Genomic DNA, 25432 nt, shown 5'->3' with positions numbered 1-25432 from the left:
ATTATGGATTATTTAATTTATGGATTAGCAGATTATGTAGCAAATCTTAGGTATGAAGATTTATCAGAGAGAGCAATTGAGGTAGGAAAACAGGCAATATTGGATTCGTATGGGAATATGGTCTTTGGCCGCTACTGTAGTGAAAAATGAAGATTTAGTACCTTTAATAGGAGAGAAAGAAGTCTTAACTGGTTCTGATACTGCTGTTTTTGTACATACAATGATGGCGCGGTGTGCAGATTTAGATGATGGTTACAGTCATGCGATGGGGCATCCTGGTTCAGGATTGGTACCATTGCTGCTTACTATGGCTCAGTTATACAAGAAAAATGGAAAAGAGATGATCACAGCTATTGTAGCAGCTTATGATGTATATGCTCGTTTGGGCGAGGCAATTAACCCTTTTATGTATCGTGAAAAAGGGTTTGATGCTACTGGTGTTTGTGGTGCTGTTGCAGCTGCAGCGTTAGTATCTAATATTATTGGTGCTGATGCTGAAAAAACAAAGGATGCTATGGGAATTGCATCCCTGTTTACGGGAGGATTAATTGAATATCAAAATGACGGAACCTCTGGAAAGATTATGTGCAGCGGTTGGGCAGCATTGAATGGTATAAGGTCAGTAAGACTTGCTTCCTGTGGATTTACAGGGCCTGATGCAGCACTTGAAGGAAAAAATGGATTTTTTCAAGCTTTTAAAGGTACAAGTGGTCGTTGCGATATGAGTAAGGTGCTTAACAATCTTGGCAAAGATTTTAAGGTTACTAAAATATATTTTAAACGTCATGCTTGTCAAAGAGGGCTACATGCAGTGCTCGATGCCATACTTGATTTAAGAGAAAGGTATTCTTTAATACCAGCTGTAATTAAATCAATAGATGTTAGAACATCTTCCTTTGTTCACCGTCTGTCAAATCCTAATCCTAAGACCTCAGTTGGAGCTCAGGCAAGCACTCAATTTACTTCGGCAGTAGCATTAAAATATGGTCGTATGGATTCAGAAGAATTGGTGTTTAAGAGTTTTAGTGATGTTGAAATTCAAGAATTGGTTCAAAAAATTACAGTTACTAAAGATGAAAATGTTGAAGAATACCTAGAAAATAATCCTACACATTTTTGTGCAGCTAAAGTCATCTTGGAGACTTATGATGGACATGTTTATAAAATATGGGCTCCAGTTCCTTTGGGAGATGCGGAAACACCATTTGGATGGGATATGCTGAAATTAAAATTCGATAATTTAGTTGCAGGAACTCCTTGTGAAAAAACAAAGGATGAAAGATTTGATCTTCTGAAGAATCTTGAGAAAACTAATGATATTAATATGTTATTCCGATTATAAAAAGCATTGGAGCGAATGATTTATTCGCTCCGATGCTTTTTTATTTAGTTGTGGGAGAATATGGATTGCAATGTTTTTTGATTATCTTTTTCAAATCATGAGTGTAAGAAGGGAATTTTTTGTTTTTATTATAAATAAGAGCAAGTGGATTTTCTGCTGTAAAGTTTGTAATTGGGAACACATTAAGATGAGAATTAGTATTATTAAACTGATTCAATTTATTGATTCCTGACAGATACATTGTAAAGCAAAAACTTGCAGCATAATCCTCGGCACATAAGAGGTAATGTATATCAGGTTGAGTAAATTCGTTAATGCAATTTAAAGAAATACCTAGTTCGGATAAATGTCTATCCAAGAGAATGCGCGAATTGAAGTTTTTCTTATTAAGAACGAAGGGTACTTCTTGAAATAAACGCAAGTCTACACCTTTTGCAAAAGTTTCTTTACATTCTGGGTAGTTATGTGGAAAATATTGCTTTAATAGATTGTCAGAGATTACAACATACATTTGCTCATTGATGACTATCTCATATTTTAAATTATGTGCAATGATATTACTTGTGCCAGACAAGAATAAATCAAGGGAATTATCTAGAACCATTTCCTGCATCTTTAGTGAGGTTGCACATTGAATATTTAATTTAACCTTTGGATAAAGATCCTGAAATTCTTTTAATAGCTTAGGAACTAACATTGAATAACGACCTTCTGTAATACCAAAATTTATGGTACCTGATTTTGATTCTTTTATATCTGTAAGCTGATTTTCTAAATTTTGTTCCGCAAGCTCTATTTGACGTAGAGTCTCTAACATGATTTTGCCAGCCGGAGTCAATGAAAATTTTGGTTTCCTTTCAAAAAAAGAAACACCATATTTTTCTTCTAAGACTTTAATATATTTACTCAAGCATTGATGAGAAATGAAGAGACGTTTCGCTGCATTAGATATATTCAATTCCTCTGATAGAACTAGAAAATACATATAATTATTTAACATAAATCCCCCCTAATATAATGATGATGTCAGTTTAGCATAGGAAATATATTGTGTAAAGGAAGAGTTATGCAAAAAAAAGACTTATGTAGACAGTAAATTTTACTAGTTAAACTGCAATTAAGTCTTACATACATGAATTTTTTATGTGCTTTTAGGTTGCAAATAATCATGCTAGACTATTATCATACTAAAGGAAAAACAGTTAACAAAGATTAAAATAAGTAGGAGGAGAGTAAAAATGAGTAGAGTTGCAGTTATGTTAGCAGAAGGATTTGAAGAGGGTGAGGCATTAACTATTGTTGATATTATAAGAAGAGCAAATATTGAGTGTCATACTATTAGTACAGCAGGAGAGAAAGTTATTGGTTGCCATGATATCGTTGTCAAAGCAGATGCAATCATTAGTGATGATGTAAAAGAATACGATATGATTGTACTTCCGGGTGGATTGCCAGGAGCTACAAATTTAAGAGATGATGATAGAGTAATTAAGATTTTGAAGCAAATGAATCAGGCTGGCAAGTTTGTATGTGCAATGTGCGCTGCACCAATTGTTTTAGAAAAAGCTGGCGTATTAGAAGGCAAAAATTTCACTGCATATGTAGGCTATGATAAAAAGATAGAAACAACAGGGACATTTAAAGAGGACAGCGTTGTGGTAGATGGTAATTTAGTTACTAGTCGTGGACCAGCAACTGCTTACGCTTTTGCCTATAAATTGGTAGACGTACTTGGGGAAGATAGCTTAGAAGTTAAAAATCGTATGGTTTATTTTAACGCATTTAATGCAGAATAGGAGGAAAATCATGAGTAAAATAGCAGTATTAATGGCAGAAGGTTTTGAAGAAGGTGAAACATTAACTATAGTAGATATTTTAAGAAGAGCAGGACTTACTTGCGACACATTCTACTTTGGAGATAAGTTGGTAAAAGGAATGCATGACATGTATGTTGAAGGTGATAAAGCCTTTGGTGAAGAAGTAAAAGAATATGACATGGTTGTTTTGCCAGGAGGACGTCCAGGAGGACAGAACTTAAAAGAAAATCCAGAAGTTATAAAAATAGTACAATATTTTAATGATAATAATAAATATATAGGTGCTATGTGCTCTGGTACTGTAGTATTATCCGATGCAAAGGTAATTGACGGTAAAAGGGTAACAGGATACAAAGGATATGCAGAAAAACTTATTGGGGGAATCTTTATAGATGAAGTTGTTGTAACAGATCAGAATATAGTTACAAGTCAAGGCCCTGCTACACCATATCCATTTGCATATAAGATTGCTGAAGTTTTTGGTAAAGATACATCAACTTTACGTGAGAAAATGTTATACAATTTTGCTGGTGGAAAATAATTAAATTGAATAAGTAGAAGGGGGAAAGATTATGAAAAATAAAGATTTGGCAAAACAAATATTAGAGATAATCGGAAAAAGCAACATAACATATTTAACCCATTGTGCTACAAGATTGAGGTTTAATGTTAAGGATGAAGAGTCTGTTAACTTGAAAACACTTGATCGACTAGAAGGAGTTTTAAAAGCACAGTTTAAAAGTGGTCAGTTGCAAATTATTATAGGTGCAAAAGTAAAAGGAGTATTTGATGCTGTTAGTGAAATGGTTGATTTAGATCAGGGTGATATAGAAGTTAAAGGTGTAAAAACTAAGAAAAATCCTTTGTCAAGAATAGTAGAAACCATTTCGGGTATATTTGGACCAGTTATTCCTGTATTAATAGGCTGTGGTATGATGAAATCGCTATTGGCAATTTTGACAACTACGAAACTTATTGCCACAACTAGTGGTACTTACCAGATATTTAATTTAATTAGTAGTTTAATATTTTATTTCTTTCCTTTCTTCCTTGCAGTGAGTGCAGCAAAGAAATTCAAAACAAATGAATTTATGGCTATTGCCTTAGCAGGGGCATATATGTATCCTACAATTATGGAGGGAGCGGCTAATGTAGCAAAAACAGGGATTACAAGCTTAAGCTTTTTTGGACTGCCTGCTCTCCTTGTAAATTATAAAAGCACAATAATTCCAATTATCATATCAGTTTGGATCATGAGCTATGTTTATCGATATATTGATAAATTGATTCCAGATATGTTTAAGATATTGTTTGTACCTATGCTTGTGTTATTTATTATGGTTCCACTTGAATTAATTGTTATTGGACCTTTTGGAACATATATTGGTACTACTATAGCAAAATTTGTAAGCTATCTATATACTACCAATGGTGTAATCGGTTCATTTTTATTTGGAACATTTAGACCAGTATTAATTATCTTTGGTATGCATTATTCAATTACGCCAATCAACAGTCAGCTCATTGCGGAGTATGGTTATTCTGTAATATCGCCAGCAAATTTAACTGGAAATCTAGCTCAAGCAGGAGCATGTATTGCAGTATTATTCTTGTTGAAAAATAAAGCTAACAAGTCTGCTGCATTAACTAGTGGAGTGACAGCATTATTTGGAATCACAGAACCGGCTATATTCGGATTTAACTTGAAGTATAAAAGACCATTTATCTGTGCTATGATTGCAGGCGGTATTGGAGCTGCTTACATAAACTTCTGGGGCGGCGGAGGAACTGCTTTGATTTTACCGGGATTATTAGCACTTCCAACATACATTGCTAGCAGTTATATTCATATTATAATTGGTGTTGCTATCAGTATAACGTTATCATTTATAGGTGTATTAATCTTTGGTATAGGTGAAGAAGATATACCGGAAAATCTATTGAAAAACAACAGTACGGAAGCTGAAGAAAAAAAAGGTGAAACTAACAAAGTTAACGATTTTCCTAAAATGATTACTATTAATTCACCTATGAATGGAATTGTAAAGGATTTATCTGAAGTAGATGATCCTATGTTTTCAGAAAAAGTGTTAGGTAACGGTGCAGCAATTGAATCGAAAGATGGAAAAGTTTATGCTCCTTTTGATGGAATTGTAATGTCATTATTTCCAACCCGTCATGCTATAGGTTTAATATCAACTGATGGAGTTGAAATGTTAATTCATATTGGACTAGATACGGTGAAACTAGATGGTAAATATTTTACTGCACATGTAAAACAGGATCAGAGAATAAAACAGGGAGATCTGCTTATTGAGTTTGATCAAGAAGAAATTAAAGCAGCTGGATATGATGTAATAGTGCCAGTTATTATTTCTAATACAGCTGAATTCAAGAGTGTAGAGCCACTAGAAATTAAGACAGTAACAAATAAACAGGCATTAATAACTATTGAAGCCTAGAAGGAGGGACTCATGAATAAGTTACCAGATGATTTTTTATGGGGAGGAGCAGTAGCTGCAAATCAATTTGAAGGTGGATGGAATAAAGGTGGAAAAGGAATAAGTGTTAGTGATGTTATGACTGCAGGTACTCATGGAGTAGAAAGGGTTATAACTGATGGGATAATAGAAGGAATGAATTATCCAAATCACAAAGCAATAGATTTTTATTCAAGATATAAGAAAGATATAGCATTGTTTCATGAGATGGGATTTAAATGCTTTAGAACTAGCATTGCATGGACAAGAATTTTTCCGAATGGAGATGAAAGTGAACCAAATGAAGAAGGCTTATTATTTTATGATTCAGTATTTGATGAATGCTTGGAATATGGAATAGAACCTGTTGTAACAATTTCACATTTTGAAATGCCCTATAATTTAGTTGTAAAGTATGGTGGTTGGAGAAACCCTATGTTAATTGATTTTTTCTTGAATTTCTGTGAGGTTGTATATAAAAGATACAAGAACAAAATTAAATATTGGATGCCTTTCAATGAAATTAATATGATTATTCGTAAACCTTGGAAACCTGGAGGAATTAAATTTTCAGAAGGTGAAAATGAATTATTAACTAAGTATCAAGCAGCTCACTATATGCTTGTTGCATGTGCAAAGGCAGTAATATTAGGGAAATCAATAAATCCTGACTTTATAATAGGAACGATGCTATTGCATACTACGACCTATGCTGCAACCTGTAATCCAGATGATGTAATGGCACATATTAAAAAATTACATGAAGCATATTTCTTTACAGATGTTCAAGTGAGAGGAGAATATCCGAGTTTTCAATTGAAATTCATGGAGAAGAATAATTTAGATATTAAAATAAGTGAAGAAGATAAAAAAATATTAAGAGAAGGAACTGTTGATTTTATAGGCTTTAGCTATTATTCTAGTTCTATAGAAATTGCAAATCCAACAACTGAAGATGCGAGTGAAGGTAACGAAATTAAAGGATATAAAAATCCTCTACTTCCAGCTAGTGAGTGGGGATGGCAGATTGATCCTGTAGGGTTACGTATTACTTTGAATTGGTTATATGATAGATATAATATACCTTTATTCATTGTTGAAAATGGGTTTGGAGCTGTTGATAAATTTGAAGAAGACGGGTCAATAAATGATGAATATAGAATTGATTACTTTAAAAAACATGTCGAGCAAATGAAGAAAGCAGTTCTAGAAGATGGAGTTGAGTTACTTGGATATACAACTTGGGGATGCATCGATTTAGTAAGTGCTGGAACTGGAGAAATGAAGAAACGATATGGGTTTATTCATGTTGATAAAGATAACGATGGAAAAGGAACATTAAATAGAACAAGAAAAAATTCGTTTTATTGGTATAAAAAATGTATAGAATCTAATGGGGAAGAGTTATAAAAAAGGTATTTCCAAGAGTATATTCTCTTGGAAATCTTTTTTTATGTAGTTTATGATCTCTTCATATATAAATAAAATGTGCTAAATGTTAAATTTGTATTGGTACAGATTATAAATTTATCTATTTATATATAGATTGCATTATGATAGGATAACCGTAGAATGAGTAAGTTTCTGATATTTGTGGTTCAACTATAATTTTAGAAAAATTACGGATAATCAAAGGAGATACTATAAAATGAAAAAAATAAATAATTATTTAAAATCAAATCAACAATATATTTATAGAAGTTTAATGTTGATTTTAGGAATAGTAATTTCAGCATTTGGGATGACGTTACTTATAAAATCAGATTTAGGGCAAAGCACGATATCTGGAATTAGTAATAATATTGGGATTATTGCTAATATGAAAACTGGTACTATTTTAGCAGTTATTAATTATATCTGTTTTATTGGGCAAATTATTATATTAAAACATGATTTTAAACCTATCCAAATATTGCAATTGATAGTGACAACTTTATTCGCTTACATTGTGAATTTATTTTTATATGAGACATTGTTTATATCTAATTTAGAATTAAATAATTATGGACTAAAATTCCTTGTTTTAGTTATTGGTATCGTCCTTATGGCTTATGGTGTAAGTTTAATGATGGTAGCAAATTTGATTTTCATGCCATTTGAAGGATTTTGCAATGTGATTGCATTGAAATTACATAGACAATTTGGGACTATAAGACGATATGTTGATATATGCTTTTTGATTATTTCTTTTTCTATCATAATTATTTTTAAAATACCAAATACAACTGTTCGTGAGGGAACCGTTATTTATACTTTAGTATTTGGACCACTTACAAATATTTTCATGAAATCAATTAATGGATTAAAATTAAAAATAGATAAGGATTTTATTAATTAATATTAGAACTCACATTTTGTGGGTTTTTATAAAGAGAAATTGATGGATACATATATGGTAAGATCAAAGATTCCAGGTGGATGTGTAACATTGGAACAATTGAAAGCTATAAGTGAGATAGCTACCACTTGAAATATTGAAAAGAACTTTGCACCTAAGGATCGAATTCAACTTTAAGAATTAATAATACACTTAGTGTAAGATAATATTAATAAATAAAAGCTATGAAATTAGGATGTTAAACCTACATTTCATAGCTTTTTTTAAGTTTAAATTAATTTCATCCACGAAATTTATGTTATGATATAGTATATAATCAAACTGTAATTTAGTAGAAAGTTTTAGAATATTATGAAGTTGTAGAGTTTAATGGGAGGAACGTCAATTATGAAATTAGGAAAGGCAATTATGAAATTAAAAACATGGGTATTATATTTAATAGCAGCAGCTGGTTACTTATTTTTAGGTATAATGAATTTAACTGATAAAAAATATTTTCCAGGAGCAACAATTACATTTATAGGAGGAGTCTTTATTGTCGTGAGCATAATTCATTATAAGAAGGATAAAAAATCTAATCAAATTGAAGTACCTGATACAGTCTTAAAAAATATGGATATTGAATTAAGAGATCTAATTGCAGAAGGCAAAAAAAAGGAAGCAATTTATCAATATAGAATTGTCACTGGGCTTAGTATAAAAGAAGCCGAAGAATATGTTGATTTAATCATTGAAGAAAATTCAAATAAGTAAAAACATGGAGCTTTGGTAATAAAATTTGCCAAAGCTCCTTTAACATTGGTAAACATTTATAAGATTGGAATAAGGAAATCAAAATATCGAGCAATATATAGAAAACTTTATAGTTAAAAGAACTTGTTAATATATTGATAATAACAATGATTTGGAATACTATTGGACAGAATAAGTATAAATTGATTTGTTATTGGAGGGTTACACTGTGAATAAAGTATATTTTAAGGCTATTGATTCATATTCAAAAACAGAGGAGATAAGTAATGCGGCCAGGGAGCTTTTAGAGAAGCTTGTGAAAGAGGAAAATGTAATCCTTGAAAATGTTATACCTCTTAAAGTTCATTTTGGAGAAAAGGGAAATAAGACTTTTATAAAATCAAATAATTTTGTTGGAATAATAAAATACTTGAAAGAAAAAAACATAGAAAGTGCATTTATAGAGACAAATGTTCTATATAGAGGAGAAAGAACTACTAAAGAAAAACATGTAAAGCTTGCTAAGGAACATGGTTTTACAGAGCTTCCTATAATAATTGCTGATGGAGAACCTGGTGAAGATTATGAAGAGGTTGAGATCGATAAAAAGAATTTTAATAAGTGTAAAATAGGAAAAGAAATTGCTAATAAAAAACAGCTTATTATTATAAGTCATTTTAAAGGACATGCTCTTGCTGGCTTTGGTGGAGCTATAAAACAACTTGGAATGGGCTGCGCATCTAGAGGGGGAAAGCTTGCACAACATGCAAATTCTATTCCGAAAATTAGCTCTTTTAAATGTAAAGGCTGCTATGCATGTGCAAAAAAATGTCCAGTAAATGCTATAACTGTGGATAGAATAGCGAAAATTGATAAAGACAAATGTATTGGATGTGCCTCATGTATGGCAATATGTCCAAATAAGGCTATCTCTAATAGTTGGATTGCATCACTTTCGAAATCTTTTAACGAAAGATTTACAGAATATGCTTATGCAGCGGCAAAGGATAAAAGTAATATTTATATAACTTTTGCTTTTAATATAACTAAAAACTGCGATTGTGAGGGTCATAGCATGAAACCAATAGTAGATGATATTGGAGTTTTCGCTTCAACTGACCCTGTGGCAATTGATATGGCTTGTCTTGATATGGTGGATAAAAATAATAATAAAACTGTATTTAAAAGAGGAAGATATACCCTTGATTATGCAGAAAAGATAGGCTTGGGTAGTAAGAAATATAAACTAGTTGAAATTAAATAGAGAAGTTTTTTAAATTTAGACTTTAATTTAAAACCGTATTGGAGAAATCCAATACGGTTTTGTTAGTGCACCTAGTATGGACGTGCACTAATCGGTGAAAGTCAGTAATGGAGTTAATGGAATAATAATTGAAAAGTGTATTTATATGCAAATGAATTTCGTCTAATAACTTCGACGCTCCTATCAATATTCAAATACAATAAATATCTTGTCATAAAATTGAATTTGGTGTAATATTAATAACATAATTTAGCAAAATATGAAATAAAAATTTTTTTTAAGAGTGAAGAATAATGAAATGGTTTAATAATTTAAAAATGATCCAAAAATTAATATCAGCATTTGTATTAGTTACACTATTTATAGGGATTGTTGGATTTATCGGGATGTATAACATGAAAAATATGGATAAGAATCTTGATAGTATGTATAATGTCGATTTGGTATCTGTAAATTCTATTAATAATATTAAAGCTAATTTATTAGGTGTTGCAAATGATACACTGTTAATTCTTAATCCGGAAAATAAAATTGATTTACAAAAAAATAAAGATGACATTTCAAGTTTGACAACTAAGAATGATTCAGAGATTGTAGTATACAAGAAAACTATAACTACTGAGGCAGATGAGAAGCTATTCACACAAGTTGAAAAAGCACTTGCGGATTATCGAATAACCAGAGAAGCCTTAATTAAACAAGTTGATGAAGGTAACTATGCTAAAGCAAATGAACTTGCTCCTAGTGTTGCAAAGAGTAGAATTGATATGTTTACGATTTTAGACAATGATATAAAATTAAATATGGAAATTGCAAAAAATAACTATGATAGTAGTGAATCATTATATAATACAGCAGATGTGCAAATTAAAATAATTAGTGTGCTAGGATTAGTTGTTGCTATTGCATTAGGTTTAGTAATTTCTATTACAATGTCAAAACAGATAAAGAAGGTTCTAATCGTTGCTGAAGCCCTTGGAGAAAATGATTTATCAAAAACTGTTGATATTGATACTAAAGATGAGATTGGAAGTTTAGCTAAAGCTTTAAATAAAGCTACAACGAGCTTGAAAACCTTAATTGGAGAAATATCAGAAAGCGCAAGTAATATTAGTGCTACCAGTGAAGAATTATCTTCTACAACAGAAGAAATATCGGCAATGATGGAGAGCGTCAATGAATCAGTAAGACAAGTATCTGAAGGCGCAGAACAGTTAAGTGCAACAACCGAAGAAGTAAATGCAACCACAGAAAGTATTGCAGAAAATGTTGCTGAAGTTACAGGACGTGCAAATAAAGGGAATAAAAGTGCAATGGATATAGAAGTAAAAGCAAAACAAGTTAAAGAAAGTGCTGACAATAGCTTTATTACAGCAAATAAATTGTATTTGGAGAAGCAGGAAAGTATATTAAAAGCAATTGCAGAAGGTGAGGTTGTTAGTGAAGTTAAGATAATGGCAGATGAAATAGGAAATATAGCAAGTCAGACAAATCTTCTTGCACTTAATGCAGCTATTGAAGCGGCAAGGGCAGGAGAACAAGGTAAGGGCTTTGCTGTAGTTGCTGATGAAGTTAGAAAATTGGCTGAAGAGTCAGAAATTGCAGTTCAAAGGATTCAAGAGGTAACTGAGAAAGTTGAACAAGCATTTCAAAATATTTCTATCAATGCCAAGGAGGTGTTAAACTTTATTGATAATAAAGTTACCCCTGATTATGAATGGTTTGTAGACATAGGCAAGCAATATGGTGAAGATGCTGTACTATTTAATAATCTATCATCAGATATCGGGTCTTCAATGAATATAGTAAATGGAACTGTATCAGAAATTAAAAAAACAATTGAAAATGTATCTGCTACAGCTGAGGAATCAGTTGCCAGCTCAGAGGAGATATTAGCAAGTGTTAATGAATCTGTTATGGCAATCCAAGAAATTACAAAAGCTTCTCAAAATCAAGCCATATTAGCAGAAAAACTAAATGGTATGGTTCAAAAATTTAAGATGTAAGATAGATATGCTAGGCATTAAGCCTAGCTTTTTTTAGTGCGCCTAGTATGGGCGTGCACTAATCGATGAAAGTCCGTAATGGAGGCTGATAGTGCCAACTTTATTCGGTTATATTGTGAATTTATTTTTATATGATACATGGTTTATATCTAATTTAGAATTAAATAATTATGTACTAAAAAACATGTAGCAAAATTTTCAATATTGTTCGTAATAATATATATATTTGCAGCTCTTATACTAACTTCATTTGTTCCATATTTAACAGGTATTGGATATAATGCCTTAGAACGCGGAATATTATTATCCACATATGCAGTTGTAGGTATTTTTTTACAAATAATATTTGGATTTTTATCAGACAAGTATCATACTATTAAAAGATTTACTATTATTGCACTTATTATGCTTTCAGTCTCTGGTTTTCTAATGTTTATCTTTGGGACAAAATTATTTATTTATCATCTTATAACTGTTGCTATTGCAGTAGTTACATTAACAGTACAGTTTTTTCTCTTTGCCATTGCAACTACACCTATGCAGATAGTATTTATAAGTGGTCTTCAATTTATCCATGGACCATTTATTAATATGGCTGCAAAAGGATTGATTTATAAGTATTCAGATGATAAGTTGAAATCTACTGGACAACTTGTTGCTGTAAGTATTTATGCAGGAGTAGCTGGCCTTATGGTTCCAGTAATTGCAGGAGCTGTTACAGAGAGCTTTAATGTAAATACAACTCTTTATGGAATTACATTTATAGGTATAATAGGGGTTGTCCTTTCATGTGGCCTATCTAAGAAAGGAAATACTGTGAATAGTACGAAATTATCATATATAAAGAGAAATAAAGAGGAAGATATACCATTGATTATGTAGAAAAGATAGGATTGGGTAGTAAGAAATATAAACTGGTTGAAATTAAATAGAGAAGTTTTCTAAATTTAGACTTTAATTAAAACCGTATTGGAGAAATCCAATACGATTTTTTTATGCATATATTTACTAAAGGTCATAAATTTAGTATACTTAAATTGAAATGACGTTATATATAATATAAATGCAACGTAATATTTATTAGTATTATAACGTAATATTTAATAAATTAAACAAATATATTTTGGAGGTATCTCTTTTGAAAATAGATAAAGTTAAAATCTCAGATATAGCTAAAGCTCTTGAAATATCTACAATTTCTGTAAGTCGTGCATTATCAGGTCAGACTGGAGTGGGAAATGAACTGAAAAGTAAAATATTAATTAAGGCAAAAGAAATGGGATATTTTAAAGCTAAGAATAATGATGATATTAGAATTTTAGTTCTGCATCAAAAACCGTTTGTGCAGAATACTAGTAATTATAGTCATATGGTTCAGGGTATTGAAAAAGCAATTCAAAAAATAGGATGCCAATATGATTTAGAGTTTCTAGATAAAGACCGTCAGGATGAACTTTATTTACCTTGTAAGATTCAAAAGGGTATTAATTTTGATGGGATAATATTTATAGGAAGATTCAATAATGAATATGTAGACTTTATTTCTAGTAAAATTAAAAATCAAGTTTTCTATACAGGTTATTCACCTTCTTTTGATTGTGATAGTGTTTGGTATAACTTCAATAACGGTGGTTATAAACAATGTGAATGTTTAATAAAAAAGGGCCATACAGAAATCGGATTTTTGGGAGATAGTAGTGTTTATAAAAACAAGGAAAAAGTCCTTGGTATTACTTCGGCTTTAGAGGATTATAAGTTGCAAGCACGCAAGGAGCTTTTTATATATGAAGAAAAATTTGAAGACAAGATAAGTAGAATAATGAAGGGTAAGAATGTTCCAACAGCAATAATATGCCAGTGGGATTATACGGCAATAAAGCTTATAAAATGCTTGTATGAAAAGGGCATTAAAGTGCCAGAGGATATATCGGTTATTGGAAGTGGAAATACAGAAATGTCCTCACTATTCATGCCAGCTTTAACAACTTTAGAATTAAATATTGATTATTCATGTGAAGTAGCAGTAGCACTTCTTTTAAAAAGAATCAATAAGCCAGATAAGCCATATGAGAATATCGCAATAAACAGTATTCTTGTTGAAAGAGATTCAGTAGAATCATATAAGTAAGCCTGAAATTAATGGTGGGAGGTCTATATGGGGAAAAATATATTAATTAATTTTTTTAAGGAGCATAAAATTTCCTACGTTATAGGGGTAATATTTATGCTATTAGCTTCTTTCATTCAAACCCTTTTCCCTAAGGTCCTTGGAGATACAATTGATATTTTGAGGGTAAATAATTTTAATCCTAAAGATGTTTATATAAATATGGGTTATATAATAATTATTGCAGTTGGAACATTTATAAGCACTTATGGATGGAGGATCCTGATAATTGGAAATGCACGAAGTTTGGAATGTGACCTTAGAGGAAAACTCTTTGATCATTTTGAAAAACTATCACCACAATTTTATAATAAAAGAAAAACAGGAGACTTAATTGCTTATGCTATAAATGATATAAATGCTGTTAGGATGGCCTTTGGTCCTTCAATAGCAATGTCGGTTAATGGAATAGTAGTATGTGTTATAGCAATATATTCAATGGCAAAAGCTATAAATTGGAGTATAACCATTCTAGCATTAATGCCTCTGCCGTTTGCTATATTTATAATGTTTAAGATTGGGAAGAGTGTACGCAAAAGATTTAAAAAGGTTCAAGAAAACTTTTCTGCAATTTCAGATAGAGTACAGGAAAACATAAATGGAATAAGAGTTATAAAGGCCTATGTACAGGAAGATGAAGAAGTAAGAAAATTTGAAGAACTAAATGATAAAATGGCAAAATCTAATTTAGATATGGTACGAGTATCCTCATATCTATCTCCCTTAATTGAAATATGTTTCAGTATTAGTTTTGTCTTGAACCTTATCATTGGAGGGAATATGGTTTTAGATGGCAGGATTTCATTAGGGGACTTTATCGCTTTTAATGGATATTTAACCATGATAATGATCCCTATAGTTTCAATAGGGCGTATTATTACAAGATTCCAAAGAGGTATGGCTTCATTAAATAGATTAAATGAAATATTTAATGCTAATGTTGATATAAAAGAAGTTGAGAATTCTATAAAAACCTCTGCTAAGGGCAGTGTAGACATAAAAAATCTTTATTTTTCATATCCAGGTTCAGAAGAAAAAGTCCTTAAGGATATAAATTTAAGTATTCCAGAAGGACATACTTTAGGTATCATAGGAAAGAGTGGTTCAGGTAAAAGTACTTTGGTTAATTTATTATTGAAAATGTATAATACTGAGTCTGATAGAATATTTTTTGGTGGAATCGATATAAATGATTATCAGCTGAAGGCTCTTCGAGATAGCTTTGGCTTTGTTCCTCAGGATAATTTTGTATTTAATGCTTCAATAGCAGATAACATAAAGTTTTTCAAAGAAATATATCTAGATGAAGAAGTTATAGCTGCGGCTAAGAATAGCTGTATATTTGAAAGCGTTATGGCTTTTTCAGAGGGATTTAATACAATCCTTGGTGAGAGAGGAGTTAATATCTCAGGTGGACAAAAGCAGAGAATTTCAATAGCAAGGGCACTAATTAGGAATCCGGAAATACTTATATTGGATGATGCTCTGTCAGCCGTAGATACTATTACTGAAAGGCAAATTCTTAAAAACATCCAGATTGTAAGAAAAGGTAAAACTTCAATAATAATAGCCCATAGAATATCTGCAGTTATAGATGCTGATGAGATTATTGTTCTTGATGGTGGCAAAATTCTTGAGAGAGGTACACATTTAGAATTAGTTGAGAAAGGGGGGCTATATTATGACATCTACACATCTCAATTCCATGAAGAAGACAATGAATTCACAGACTAAGCCTCCTAAAATCAAGACTTTACGAAGGTTACTAAAATTAATGTTACCTTATAAGAAAAGAGTTATTCTTGCTTCTATATGTGTACTTTTAGTAATTGGAGCTCAACTTATAAAACCATATATTTTAAAATTAGTAATTGATGATTTTTTAACAAAAGAAGTTACCCAAAGAGGTTTATATTCTATAACAACCATGGGGGCTTTATATTTTATAGTAGTAGCTCTTAGTGGTATTTTCTCAATTATCCAGGTGAATCTGATAAACAAAGTTGGACAAGAAATAATGCGAACCTTGCGACGGAAAGTATTTAAAACTATTCAATTATTGCCACTTTGGTATTTAGATAAAACCTCATCAGGAAGGTTAATAACTAGAGCAACTAATGATGTAGAAGCTTTAAGTGAAATGTATACAGATGTTTTAATTAAGCTTTTTAAAGATGTATTCTTGATAATTGGAATAATTTACACCATGATAATAATTAATCTTCAATTGGCTTTAATTTCTTTTACAGTAGTCCCTTTAATCTTTGGGATAGTATTTGTCCTAAAAACAAAAATAAAAAGAAACTTTACTAAAATGAAGAGTTTGATAGGAAAAATAAATGGTTTCATGGCTGAAAGTATATCAGGAATGAAGATAATACAAGTATTTCATGGAGAAAAAGAAAAAAAAGAACAGTTTTTAGAATTGAATAATGAATATTATAAGGCCACATTATTTCAAGTATGGATGAACAGCTTTTTAAGACCTGCTGTAGATGTTCTTCAGAGTTTTGCTGTAGCTATTTTAATATGGTATGGTATAGACAAAATTGCAAGCGATACTATAAGTATAGGTGTGCTATATGCCTTTACAACCTATATAAAGCAGTTTTTTAATCCTATATCTGAGATGGCAGATAATTATACAACTATTCAATCCGCTCTAGTTTCTGCTGATAGGATATTTGAATTATTGGATGAAAAAGAGAACTTAGAAGACTTAGATTTAGGAATTGGAATGGATAATTTCCAAGGAAATGTAGAGTTTAAGAATGTATGGTTTTCTTATAATGATAAGGATTGGATTTTAAAGGGTGTAAGTTTCACTATAAACCAAGGTCAAAGAGCTGCTTTTGTTGGAGAAACAGGTGCAGGAAAGACAACTATAATTAGTCTTGTTAGTGGGTTTTATAAAGTACAAAAGGGCGAAATTTTAATTGATGGGATAAATATTAATGACATAAAGAAAAGGGATTTAAGAAAGAATATATCAGTAGTACTTCAAGATGTATTTCTGTTTTCAGGAACCATTAAGACAAATATTACATTAAATGACAATATTGAAGAGGCTCAGCTAGAAAAAGCTTTAGAAATATCCCATGCAAAAAAAATAATTCAGGGCTTTTCAAAAGGCATTAATGAACCGGTTATGGAAAGAGGAAGTACATTTTCAGCAGGGGAGAGACAATTACTTTCCTTTGCCAGAGCAATTGCTCATAATCCTTCAATATTAGTGCTTGATGAAGCTACCTCAAATATTGATACTGAAACTGAAATATTAATCCAAAATGCTATAGATAACATTGCAAAAGAAAGAACTACACTTATAATTGCCCATAGACTTTCAACTATTAGAAATGCGGATGTCATTATAGTGCTTAAAAATGGTGAAATTGTAGAGATGGGTAATCATGAGAAACTTATGGATAGCGGTGGATATTATAGAGACTTGATAGTTAAAAAATAAAAGCAAAAATATTGATACTATAAAATTTCTAGAGATAAATATTACAAATAATGTTAAAGATAAATTTAATAATCCTTTTACTTCTCTGAAACATAAAAATTTCAGATATTATTGGATAGGTATGTGGGTCTCTTTGATAGGTACCTGGATGCAGAATATAGCACAACCATGGCTTGCATATACCTTGACTGATTCACCATTTTTATTAAGTTTAATTGGAATACTTCAGTTTACACCCCTGTTAATATTCTCTTTATTTGCAGGAGTTATTTTAGATAAATTCTCGAAAAGAAAAATCTTATTAGTAACTCAGTCAGCTTCTCTGATAATTACTCTTATGCTTGCAATATTAGTCTGGCAAGGAACTATACAGTATTGGCATATTTTGATAATGTCACTAATGCTTGGAATAGTTAATTCAATTGATATGCCAACACGTCAGGCAATGGTAATAGAGCTTGTAGGTAAGGAAGATTTAATGAATGCAATTGCATTGAATTCTATGGTTTTTAATATAGCTAGAATTATAGGGCCTGCCCTTGCTGGAATAGTAATGGGCTATGCGGGTATGGCAATTTGCTTTTTTGCAAATTCAATCAGCTTTGGGGCTGTTGTAATAAGTTTATTTTTCATTAAGCTTAAGCCAGTAGAAAGAAAACCTAAAAATGACACTAATATAATAGAAGAGATTAAGGATGGACTTAAATATATCTATCATAAGGATATTCTTTTATACACTATATTAGTTATGGCTATAGTTGGCACATTTGCCCCTAATTTCAATGTACTTGTTCCTGTCTTTGCAGAGCAAATATTGAATCAAAATGAAGCAGGATTTGGTATTCTAATGTCTTTTATGGGGATTGGAGCCTTTCTTGGGTCTATGTTTATAGCTACATCAAGCAAGAGTGGACCAAAAAAGTTTATTATTTTTATTGTACCTTTAATTGTAGGATTTTTCTTAATTATTATTGGGTTTACTAATATTTTCTTGGTAACCGGGATATTTCTTGCAATTACTGGATTCTTTTTTATCGCATTTAGTTCAAGTGCAAATTCAACTCTGCAACTTAATTCAAGTAATGAATACCGTGGTAGAGTTATGAGCGTATATACTTTGGTTTTCGCTGGTTCTACACCCTTTGGAAATCTTTATGCTGGATTAATCACAGAAGGATTTGATGCAAGAATTGGCTTTGCAGCTTGTGGTGCTATAATAATTTTTCTCATGATTCCTTTATTTATATATAAGAAGAGAAGAGATATACTATAAAGATAATATGGAATAAGGGTTATTAATTTAGAAGCTGTAAAAAGGTAACTCTAGATAAATAGAAATTAACAGCTAATAAAAAGAATATAAGAGGGGAAAATAGTTATGTACGATTATCCATTATACAGACCACCTAGTGAAAGCAATAGTATTATAATACAAGCAACTATAGGATGCTCTCACAATAAATGTAGTTTTTGTAATATGTATAAATCTAAGAAGTTTACAATAAGGTCCGTGAAAGATATCAAAAACGATATGAATTATTTTAGAAAAACATATGAATCAGTAGAAAAAATATTTTTAGCAGATGGGGATGCTCTGATTATTCAAGTAGAAGAATTAAAGGAAATATTAACATATATAAAAAATTTGTTTCCAGAATGTAGCAGGGTTACTCTCTATGGTTCACCAAAATCTATACTACTTAAAACTCCACAGGAATTAAGTGATCTTAAAGCTTTAGGCTTATCCATGATATATATGGGAGTTGAAAGTGGAGATGATGAAGTTTTAAATGAGATAAATAAAGGAGCAAATAGTAAGGAGTTAATTAAGGCAGCAAAGAAGGTTAAGGATTCTAATATATTATTATCAGTAACTATAATAGCTGGAATTGGTGGAAAAGAGAATAGCAAAAGTCATGCAATTAGAACTGGTGAAATAATAAATAGTATGTCTCCCGACTATTTAGGTGTATTGACTCTTATGGTGGAGGAGGGAACTATCTTATATAATAAAATTTTAAATAAAGAATTTGAACTTTTAAATGACAAAGAGATTTTAAATGAAATTAAGCTTTTAATTGAGCATATTCATGTAAATGAGCCAGTAATATTTAGATGTAATCATGCATCAAATTATATTTCATTAAGAGGAAGTTTGCCTATAGATAAAGAAAAACTCTTAAAGCAAATTAATTATTATCAATATACAAATAAATTTAAAAAAGAAGAGGAAAGAAGATTATAAGTATATAAAAAAACAACCAATAAGGAGGTCAATATAATGAAAGATTTCGCATTTATATCCGATTTTGATGGAACACTTACTGAAAAAGATTTTTATAAAATATTGTCTGAGGCATATTTAAAAGAAGAGTTTTTGCCTCTATTTAAAGATTGGAAAAGTGGAAAAATGAAAGATCGCGAGTATTTAAGTTATGTTTTTAATAATGTGAAAAGAAGTGAAGCTGAAATAGAAGAGGATATTTTAAATATTCCCTTTGATCCTTTCGCTAAAGAGTTTATAAAGAAAGTAAAAGATGCTGGTGGAGATTTTATTGTAATTAGTGCTGGAACAAGTTATTACATAGATAAGATATTTGAGAAGCATAATATAGAAGGGGTAGATGTTTACTCCAATAAGGGGATTTTTAAAGATAATGGAATTTACTTTGATTTAGATGAAAATAGTGAGTTTTATTCAGATCGTTATGGTATCAATAAATTAAGTGTAGTAGAAAAGATAAAAGGTAATTATAAAAAAATCTTTTATGCGGGTGATAGTAGCCCAGATCTTGAGCCTGCATTAGCATGTGACATGGTTTTCGCTAAGGGGTCATTAGTAGAGCTTTTGAAAAAAGAAAAAAAAGAATTTATAGAATTCCAAAACTTTTCAGAAGTTTGGGATAAGTTAAAAAAATATTTATAAGGGGTGAAAAATATGAAAATATCAACTCATAGAATAGCTATTCCTTCAATTCTAGAAGTAGGAAAAGGGAATATTAATAACATAGGAAATTTAATTAAAAAGTCCAAGTTTCAAAAGGTTTCAATATGTTATGGGGAGGGGATAGAGGATTTGTTTGGAGAATCTATACGCAACTCCTTGGAAGAAGCTAATATTGAGATCGCAAACATAGAAACTATCACAGATATAAATTTTGAAAAAATTAGCATAGAGGCCGTTAAAATACCAAATGATGTAGAGCTTTTAATTGGAGTTGGTGGTGGAAAAGCCATAGATGCTGGGAAATATATGAGCTTTATAAAAAAACTACCATTCATAAGCATACCAACTTCAACCTCTAATGATGGATTTTCAAGTCCAGGTGCATCACTTTTAGTAGGTGGAAAACGAATGTCTCTTTCTGCAAAAACACCTTACGGCATAATTGTAGATATTGATGTAATTAAAGGAGCACCTGAGAAATTTATATTCTCAGGAATTGGAGATTTAGTATCAAATATTACAGCTCTTTATGATTGGAAATTCGAAGAGGAAAACGGAAGGGTAATTGTCGATGACTTTGCCACTATGATTTCTAAAAAAGCAGTAAATAGTTTTGTAAGAACTGAATTTAAAACTATTAAGGATGATTTGTTTTTAAAAGAGCTAGTGGATTCACTAACACTAAATGGTATCTCAATGGAAATAGCAGGGGATAGTTCACCAGCTTCAGGAGCTGAACATTTAATTTCTCATGCCTTAGATAAATTTCTTGAGACTCCACAGCTCCATGGAATACAAGTTGGAATGGCAACCTATATTATGTCCAAAGTTCAAGACCATAGATTTAAAAGAATCTCAAAGATATTAACAGAAACAGGTTTTTTTAATTATGTTAAAACTTTAAAAATGAGCAAAGAAGATTTTAAGAAGGCTATAGATATTGCGCCTTCAATAAAACCAAACAGATATACTTATATTCATGTTGAAGAAAATAGAATCATTGCTAAAAGATTTATTGATGAGGATGAAACTTTAAATTCTATATTAATATAGGGATTCTGTAGAGTAAATGATCTGAAGATAATACCATATCATAAGGTAATATATGTTATAATATTACATATAAATACAAATAATTGATTTGATTTTGAGATAAATTGATCATTTGTGTTGTGTTTAAGAAGTAGCAAATATTAATTAAAGTGATGAGGTAAAGATAAATGAAGTATAAGATAGCAATAATTGATGATAATCCGGAAGAAATAGTTAGAATAAGGAAAATGTTGATAAAAGCAAATAGTAAGCATGAATATTTAATTTTTGAGTTTACTAATCCTGGAGAAGCTTTAAAAGAACTAGCAAAAAATATTATGGATTGCATATTTTTAGATTATAATTGTCCAGAAATAAAGGGGCTAGAATTCATACAAAAATTTATAAATGTAAAAAATATTGATACCCCAATAATTTTATTGATTGGACACGGGAATGAAAAAATTGCAGTTAAATCTTTTGAAAATGAGGCATTTGATTATATTATAAAGAGTGAAATTTCAGGAGAACTACTAGAAAAAACCATAATAAGAGGAATTGAAAAAAGAGATTTTGAGAGAAAAGAAAAAACATATAATGAATTTATTAAAACAATAATAGATTTAATGCCTGTTCCTTTATTTTATAAAGATAAGAAAAGGATATTCCTTGGATGTAATAGGGCTTTTGAAGATATTGTAGGTAAAAGTAAAGAAGAAATAATTGGAAAAACAACAAAGGACATCTTTGAAAAAGAAAAGAATAAAAAATTTACATATATGGACAAGCAGTTATTTGATAATCCGGGAACTCAGATGTATGAGTATGAATATGAAGGCAGTAATGATGAAAAGAAATATGTTATTTTAAATAAAACAACATATAAAAATTCTTTGGGCGAAGTAGACGGTATAATCGGAATTATCAGTGATATAACAGATGTCAAGAAAAGAGAGCTGGAATTAGCGGGAAAAACATTTTTAGATTCTTTGACAGGGATACTAAATAGAAGATATTTTGATGAAAATGTCGAAAATGAATGGAAAAAATGTGTAAGAGAACAAAAGTCTATAACTTTTATTATGATAGATATTGATTTATTTAAAAGCTACAATGATTATTATGGACATCCAGAGGGGGATAATTGCCTTAAAAAAATTGCCCAGGAGATAAAAGTTTCATTACTTCGTCCTTCAGATATAGTAATAAGGTATGGCGGAGAGGAGTTTGTTGCAATTCTACCAGATACAAACATAGAAGGTGCATTGAGTGTTGCACAAAGAATTAAAGAAAACATTTTAAGGCTTGCTATAAAAAACGAGGCTTCAACTATTAATGACTTTGTCACTGTTAGTCAAGGAATTGCTGAAATAAATAATAAAAACAACTCAGTTCATAAGTGTCTTATAAATGCGGATAAAGCATTATATATGGCTAAGGAAAATGGTAGAAATGAAATAAAAATCTGCGATTAAGTTTCTATTTCACATGTCTTATTATTATTCAAGCCGTGGCAATTAAATTTTGCCACGGCTTGTTGCTTGTTGGGACTTAATGGTACAAATTATAGATTTTAGTTATGTTACTAATTCAAGAAGTTCATCTAACATCCCTTTAGTAAAGCTACCCTTATTTATAACTAGTAATTTACTTATTGGAATGTTTTTTAAATATCCTATAATTTGTTTTTGAGCTTTTTCATCAGTTGTTATAGATTGTGCTGCATCTTTAAGTAAAGATTCTACAAATGTTTTAGCATTAGGGTGTAGAAGGAAATCGCCTATGAATGTATCTCTAGTATATTTGATTTTAGGTATATATGGAGACTGAACAGATATATTTTCCATTAAACAAATATCTCTAGAAGATTTACCAACTAAGATTTGAAAAGTACCACTTTTGACTACCCAATCTTTTATCATCACATCATAGTAAGAAAAATCTCTTTTATGAAGCCGAAAACGTACTTTTTTTTCTTCACCAGGATGAAGGGATACTTTTGTAAAAGTTTTTAATTCCTTTATAGGTCTTGGAACATTACCTAAGGAATTTCCTACATAAAGTTGTACAACTTCCTTACCAAAATATACCCCTGTATTTTTTATTTTAAGATTTACCTCTAGGGTGTAATTGTCTTTTAATACATCTTTACTTAAGGTTAAGTCGCTGTAACAAAAGGTCGTGTAGGATAATCCAAATCCAAAAGGAAATTCAACCTCCATATTTTTCTTGTCATAATACCTATAACCTACAAAAATCCCTTCCTTATATTCTAAATTGTTCTCTGAGTCCACGTAATCTAAGTAAGTGGGATTATCAGATAGTTGTATTGGAAAGGTCGATGGTAGTTTTCCAGATGGATTTACTATGCCAAATAAAACATCTGCAATAGCGCCGCCACTTCCTTGGCCTGTGAGCCAGGCTTCTAAAATAGAAGTTGCATATTTATACCAAGGTGAAATAGTAACTGGTGAACCATTGCTAAGAATTACTATTATATTTTTTTGAACTTTGGCAATCTCTTTAAGTAATTCTACTTGATTTGCTGGTAAATCAATATTTTCTCTATCATGATCCTCTTCATCATAAGATTCTGGAGTACCTAAAAAGAGTATTACTAGATCTGATATTTTTGCGACTCGTGTAGCTTCCTTAATAAGATAAGTATCATTTTTTATAATTTCTTCAGTAATATTGTATCCCTTTGAATAATATATTTTAGTTGAATTTCCAGTTAGTTTAACAATCTCATCATAGCCATTTTCAATCATTGTAGGAGTAACATGAGCACTGCCCTCTCCTTGATATCTTGGCTTTTTTGAATACTCTCCAATGATAGCTATCTTTTTCTTCTTCAGCTTTTCTTTTTTTAGAGGTAAAAGATTGTTTTCGTTTTTAAGAAGAACAATACAATTCCTCGCAGCTTTTCTAGCTAAGTAGTTATGTTTATATTTACTATAAGTAGCATTATCTTTTTGATTCTCAGCAATTTTAAATACTATATTTTAAATATTTTCTACTGCATTATCAAGAATTGATTCATCTAAAGTATCATTTAGTACAGCTTCAACAATCTTTTTACTGTTGATACCATAGGAAGAAGGCATTTCTAGATCAAGGCCTGCTTTTAATGAATTTACTATTGAATCTACTGCATACCAATCTGATACAACAAATCCATGAAAGTTCCATTCATTTCTTAAAACATCTGTTAATAAATATTTATTTTCTGTACAATGTATCCCATTTAGCTTATTATAGGCAGCCATGGTAACCCAAGGATTGGATTTTTTAATCGCTCTTTCAAAGTTAGTGAAATAGATTTCATTCAAGGCTTGTTGGTCAATGATGTTATTAACAACCTGTCTACGATATTCTTGATTATTTGCAGCATAATGTTTTACACAGGCCCCAACACCTTGGCTTTGAACTCCCTCTATAAAAGCTGCAGCAATTTCTCCACTTAAGATGGGATCTTCTGAAAAATATTCAAAGTTTCTTCCACCTAGTGGGGATCGTTGAATATTCATAGCAGGTGCCAAAATTATACCAACATTCTCTGCTTGACATTCTTCACCAATAGCTTTCCCTATATCATAAAGAAGATCTACATCCCAAGAGGATGACATAGCAGAAGAGGTTGGAAAACATGTAGATGGGACAATATCACTAAAACCGGATAATCGTTTTACAACCCCATAAGGGCCATCCGTTAGAGTTATTGAAGGTATACAAAGTCTTTCTATATCTTGGGTTTCCCATATGTTTTTTCCAGAGCAAATAGATGCTTTTTCTTCTAGTGTCATTTGATTAATCATATTTTTAATATCCACTGCAAGAC

Annotated in this window: 23 protein-coding genes; 20 read left to right on the top strand and 3 right to left on the bottom strand. The window is 30.8% G+C overall.

The window, feature by feature from the left end; all coding sequences use genetic code 11:
* Positions 1–3: 3 nt before the first annotated feature.
* Both CLVI_RS17250 and CLVI_RS03410 read left to right on the top strand, forming a co-directional pair.
* On the top strand, positions 4–150 hold the full coding sequence (locus tag CLVI_RS17250) for an MmgE/PrpD family protein (RefSeq protein ID WP_146127300.1): 147 nt from the start codon (positions 4–6) through the stop codon (positions 148–150).
* Positions 110–1342 carry an MmgE/PrpD family protein gene (locus CLVI_RS03410; protein WP_106058717.1) on the top strand — a complete coding sequence of 411 codons (1233 nt, stop codon included), beginning with the start codon at positions 110–112 and terminating at the stop codon, positions 1340–1342. Before CLVI_RS17250 ends, CLVI_RS03410 begins: the two co-directional genes overlap by 41 nt.
* Before the next feature lie 40 nt (positions 1343–1382).
* Here CLVI_RS03410 and CLVI_RS03405 read toward each other — a convergent pair whose 3' ends face one another.
* Positions 1383–2342 (bottom strand): LysR family transcriptional regulator, encoded by a 960-nt coding sequence (locus CLVI_RS03405; RefSeq protein WP_106058716.1) that lies wholly within the window; start codon positions 2340–2342, stop codon positions 1383–1385.
* Between the two features lie 238 nt (positions 2343–2580).
* Here CLVI_RS03405 and CLVI_RS03400 point away from each other — a divergent pair, with 238 nt between their 5' ends.
* The 18 genes from CLVI_RS03400 (at position 2581) to CLVI_RS03315 (ending at position 23066) form a co-directional block, all read left to right on the top strand.
* On the top strand, positions 2581–3138 hold the full coding sequence (locus CLVI_RS03400; protein WP_106058715.1) for a DJ-1 family glyoxalase III: 558 nt from the start codon (positions 2581–2583) through the stop codon (positions 3136–3138).
* A 10-nt stretch (positions 3139–3148) separates the two neighbouring features.
* Positions 3149–3700, top strand: a complete 552-nt coding sequence (locus tag CLVI_RS03395; protein ID WP_106058714.1) for a DJ-1 family glyoxalase III — start codon at positions 3149–3151, stop codon at positions 3698–3700.
* A 31-nt stretch (positions 3701–3731) separates the two neighbouring features.
* Positions 3732–5621: a beta-glucoside-specific PTS transporter subunit IIABC gene (locus CLVI_RS03390; RefSeq protein WP_106058713.1), complete on the top strand. Its 1890-nt coding sequence runs from the start codon at positions 3732–3734 to the stop codon at positions 5619–5621.
* Between the two features lie 12 nt (positions 5622–5633).
* Complete coding sequence (locus CLVI_RS03385) at positions 5634–7049, top strand: 6-phospho-beta-glucosidase (protein ID WP_106058712.1); 1416 nt, start codon at positions 5634–5636, stop codon at positions 7047–7049.
* A gap of 238 nt (positions 7050–7287) precedes the next feature.
* Positions 7288–7977, top strand: coding sequence for a YczE/YyaS/YitT family protein (locus CLVI_RS03380; protein WP_106058711.1), 690 nt, complete (start codon positions 7288–7290; stop codon positions 7975–7977).
* 42 nt (positions 7978–8019) lie between these two features.
* Positions 8020–8109 (top strand): hypothetical protein, encoded by a 90-nt coding sequence (locus CLVI_RS03375; protein ID WP_106058710.1) that lies wholly within the window; start codon positions 8020–8022, stop codon positions 8107–8109.
* A gap of 255 nt (positions 8110–8364) precedes the next feature.
* Entirely contained in the window at positions 8365–8730 is a 366-nt protein-coding gene (locus tag CLVI_RS03370) for a ribosomal L7/L12 family protein (RefSeq protein ID WP_106058709.1), read from the top strand.
* Positions 8731–8938: 208 nt separating this feature from the next.
* Positions 8939–9973, top strand: coding sequence for a DUF362 domain-containing protein (locus CLVI_RS03365; RefSeq protein ID WP_106058708.1), 1035 nt, complete (start codon positions 8939–8941; stop codon positions 9971–9973).
* Positions 9974–10266: 293 nt separating this feature from the next.
* Complete coding sequence (locus CLVI_RS03360) at positions 10267–11979, top strand: methyl-accepting chemotaxis protein (protein ID WP_106058707.1); 1713 nt, start codon at positions 10267–10269, stop codon at positions 11977–11979.
* 204 nt (positions 11980–12183) lie between these two features.
* The gene (locus tag CLVI_RS03355) at positions 12184–12861 is read left to right on the top strand and encodes an MFS transporter (RefSeq protein WP_106058706.1); all 678 of its coding nucleotides are present in this window, start codon (positions 12184–12186) and stop codon (positions 12859–12861) included.
* A gap of 256 nt (positions 12862–13117) precedes the next feature.
* Complete coding sequence (locus tag CLVI_RS03350) at positions 13118–14107, top strand: LacI family DNA-binding transcriptional regulator (protein WP_106058705.1); 990 nt, start codon at positions 13118–13120, stop codon at positions 14105–14107.
* Positions 14108–14134: 27 nt separating this feature from the next.
* Positions 14135–15880: an ABC transporter ATP-binding protein gene (locus tag CLVI_RS03345; RefSeq protein WP_106058704.1), complete on the top strand. Its 1746-nt coding sequence runs from the start codon at positions 14135–14137 to the stop codon at positions 15878–15880.
* On the top strand, positions 15828–17612 hold the full coding sequence (locus CLVI_RS03340) for an ABC transporter ATP-binding protein (RefSeq protein ID WP_106058703.1): 1785 nt from the start codon (positions 15828–15830) through the stop codon (positions 17610–17612). The genes CLVI_RS03345 and CLVI_RS03340 overlap by 53 nt, the downstream gene beginning before the upstream one ends.
* Before the next feature lie 34 nt (positions 17613–17646).
* Entirely contained in the window at positions 17647–18885 is a 1239-nt protein-coding gene (locus CLVI_RS03335) for an MFS transporter (RefSeq protein ID WP_106058702.1), read from the top strand.
* Positions 18886–18990: 105 nt separating this feature from the next.
* Positions 18991–19857, top strand: a complete 867-nt coding sequence (locus tag CLVI_RS03330) for a radical SAM protein (RefSeq protein ID WP_106058701.1) — start codon at positions 18991–18993, stop codon at positions 19855–19857.
* Between the two features lie 36 nt (positions 19858–19893).
* Positions 19894–20538, top strand: a complete 645-nt coding sequence (locus CLVI_RS03325; RefSeq protein ID WP_106058700.1) for an MtnX-like HAD-IB family phosphatase — start codon at positions 19894–19896, stop codon at positions 20536–20538.
* Between the two features lie 12 nt (positions 20539–20550).
* Positions 20551–21612 carry an iron-containing alcohol dehydrogenase family protein gene (locus CLVI_RS03320; protein ID WP_106058699.1) on the top strand — a complete coding sequence of 354 codons (1062 nt, stop codon included), beginning with the start codon at positions 20551–20553 and terminating at the stop codon, positions 21610–21612.
* Positions 21613–21779: 167 nt separating this feature from the next.
* Entirely contained in the window at positions 21780–23066 is a 1287-nt protein-coding gene (locus CLVI_RS03315) for a GGDEF domain-containing response regulator (protein ID WP_106058698.1), read from the top strand.
* Positions 23067–23168: 102 nt separating this feature from the next.
* Here the strand turns inward: CLVI_RS03315 and CLVI_RS18140 are convergent, their stop codons facing one another.
* On the bottom strand, positions 23169–24500 hold the full coding sequence (locus CLVI_RS18140; protein ID WP_278320496.1) for a glycoside hydrolase family 3 C-terminal domain-containing protein: 1332 nt from the start codon (positions 24498–24500) through the stop codon (positions 23169–23171).
* 96 nt (positions 24501–24596) lie between these two features.
* Positions 24597–25424, bottom strand: a complete 828-nt coding sequence (locus CLVI_RS18135; protein WP_242980538.1) for a glycoside hydrolase family 3 protein — start codon at positions 25422–25424, stop codon at positions 24597–24599.
* Between the last annotated feature and the right edge of the window lie 8 nt (positions 25425–25432).

Source organism: Clostridium vincentii (assembly GCF_002995745.1).
Taxonomy (GTDB): domain Bacteria; phylum Bacillota; class Clostridia; order Clostridiales; family Clostridiaceae; genus Clostridium; species Clostridium vincentii.
Note: the sequence above shows the minus strand (reverse complement) of the source record. Positions and strands in the feature narration are given on the sequence as shown.

Excerpts from the sequence above, each read along its gene's own strand:
- CLVI_RS17250 (WP_146127300.1), top strand. The coding sequence starts at position 4 with ATGGATTATTTAATTTATGGATTAGCAGATTATGTAGCAAATCTTAGG.
- CLVI_RS03410 (WP_106058717.1), top strand. The coding sequence starts at position 110 with ATGGGAATATGGTCTTTGGCCGCTACTGTAGTGAAAAATGAAGATTTA.
- CLVI_RS03405 (WP_106058716.1), bottom strand. The coding sequence starts at position 2,342 with ATGTTAAATAATTATATGTATTTTCTAGTTCTATCAGAGGAATTGAAT.
- CLVI_RS03400 (WP_106058715.1), top strand. The coding sequence starts at position 2,581 with ATGAGTAGAGTTGCAGTTATGTTAGCAGAAGGATTTGAAGAGGGTGAG.
- CLVI_RS03395 (WP_106058714.1), top strand. The coding sequence starts at position 3,149 with ATGAGTAAAATAGCAGTATTAATGGCAGAAGGTTTTGAAGAAGGTGAA.
- CLVI_RS03390 (WP_106058713.1), top strand. The coding sequence starts at position 3,732 with ATGAAAAATAAAGATTTGGCAAAACAAATATTAGAGATAATCGGAAAA.
- CLVI_RS03385 (WP_106058712.1), top strand. The coding sequence starts at position 5,634 with ATGAATAAGTTACCAGATGATTTTTTATGGGGAGGAGCAGTAGCTGCA.
- CLVI_RS03380 (WP_106058711.1), top strand. The coding sequence starts at position 7,288 with ATGAAAAAAATAAATAATTATTTAAAATCAAATCAACAATATATTTAT.
- CLVI_RS03375 (WP_106058710.1), top strand. The coding sequence starts at position 8,020 with ATGGATACATATATGGTAAGATCAAAGATTCCAGGTGGATGTGTAACA.
- CLVI_RS03370 (WP_106058709.1), top strand. The coding sequence starts at position 8,365 with ATGAAATTAGGAAAGGCAATTATGAAATTAAAAACATGGGTATTATAT.
- CLVI_RS03360 (WP_106058707.1), top strand. The coding sequence starts at position 10,267 with ATGAAATGGTTTAATAATTTAAAAATGATCCAAAAATTAATATCAGCA.
- CLVI_RS03345 (WP_106058704.1), top strand. The coding sequence starts at position 14,135 with ATGGGGAAAAATATATTAATTAATTTTTTTAAGGAGCATAAAATTTCC.
- CLVI_RS03340 (WP_106058703.1), top strand. The coding sequence starts at position 15,828 with ATGACATCTACACATCTCAATTCCATGAAGAAGACAATGAATTCACAG.
- CLVI_RS03330 (WP_106058701.1), top strand. The coding sequence starts at position 18,991 with ATGTACGATTATCCATTATACAGACCACCTAGTGAAAGCAATAGTATT.
- CLVI_RS03325 (WP_106058700.1), top strand. The coding sequence starts at position 19,894 with ATGAAAGATTTCGCATTTATATCCGATTTTGATGGAACACTTACTGAA.
- CLVI_RS03320 (WP_106058699.1), top strand. The coding sequence starts at position 20,551 with ATGAAAATATCAACTCATAGAATAGCTATTCCTTCAATTCTAGAAGTA.
- CLVI_RS03315 (WP_106058698.1), top strand. The coding sequence starts at position 21,780 with ATGAAGTATAAGATAGCAATAATTGATGATAATCCGGAAGAAATAGTT.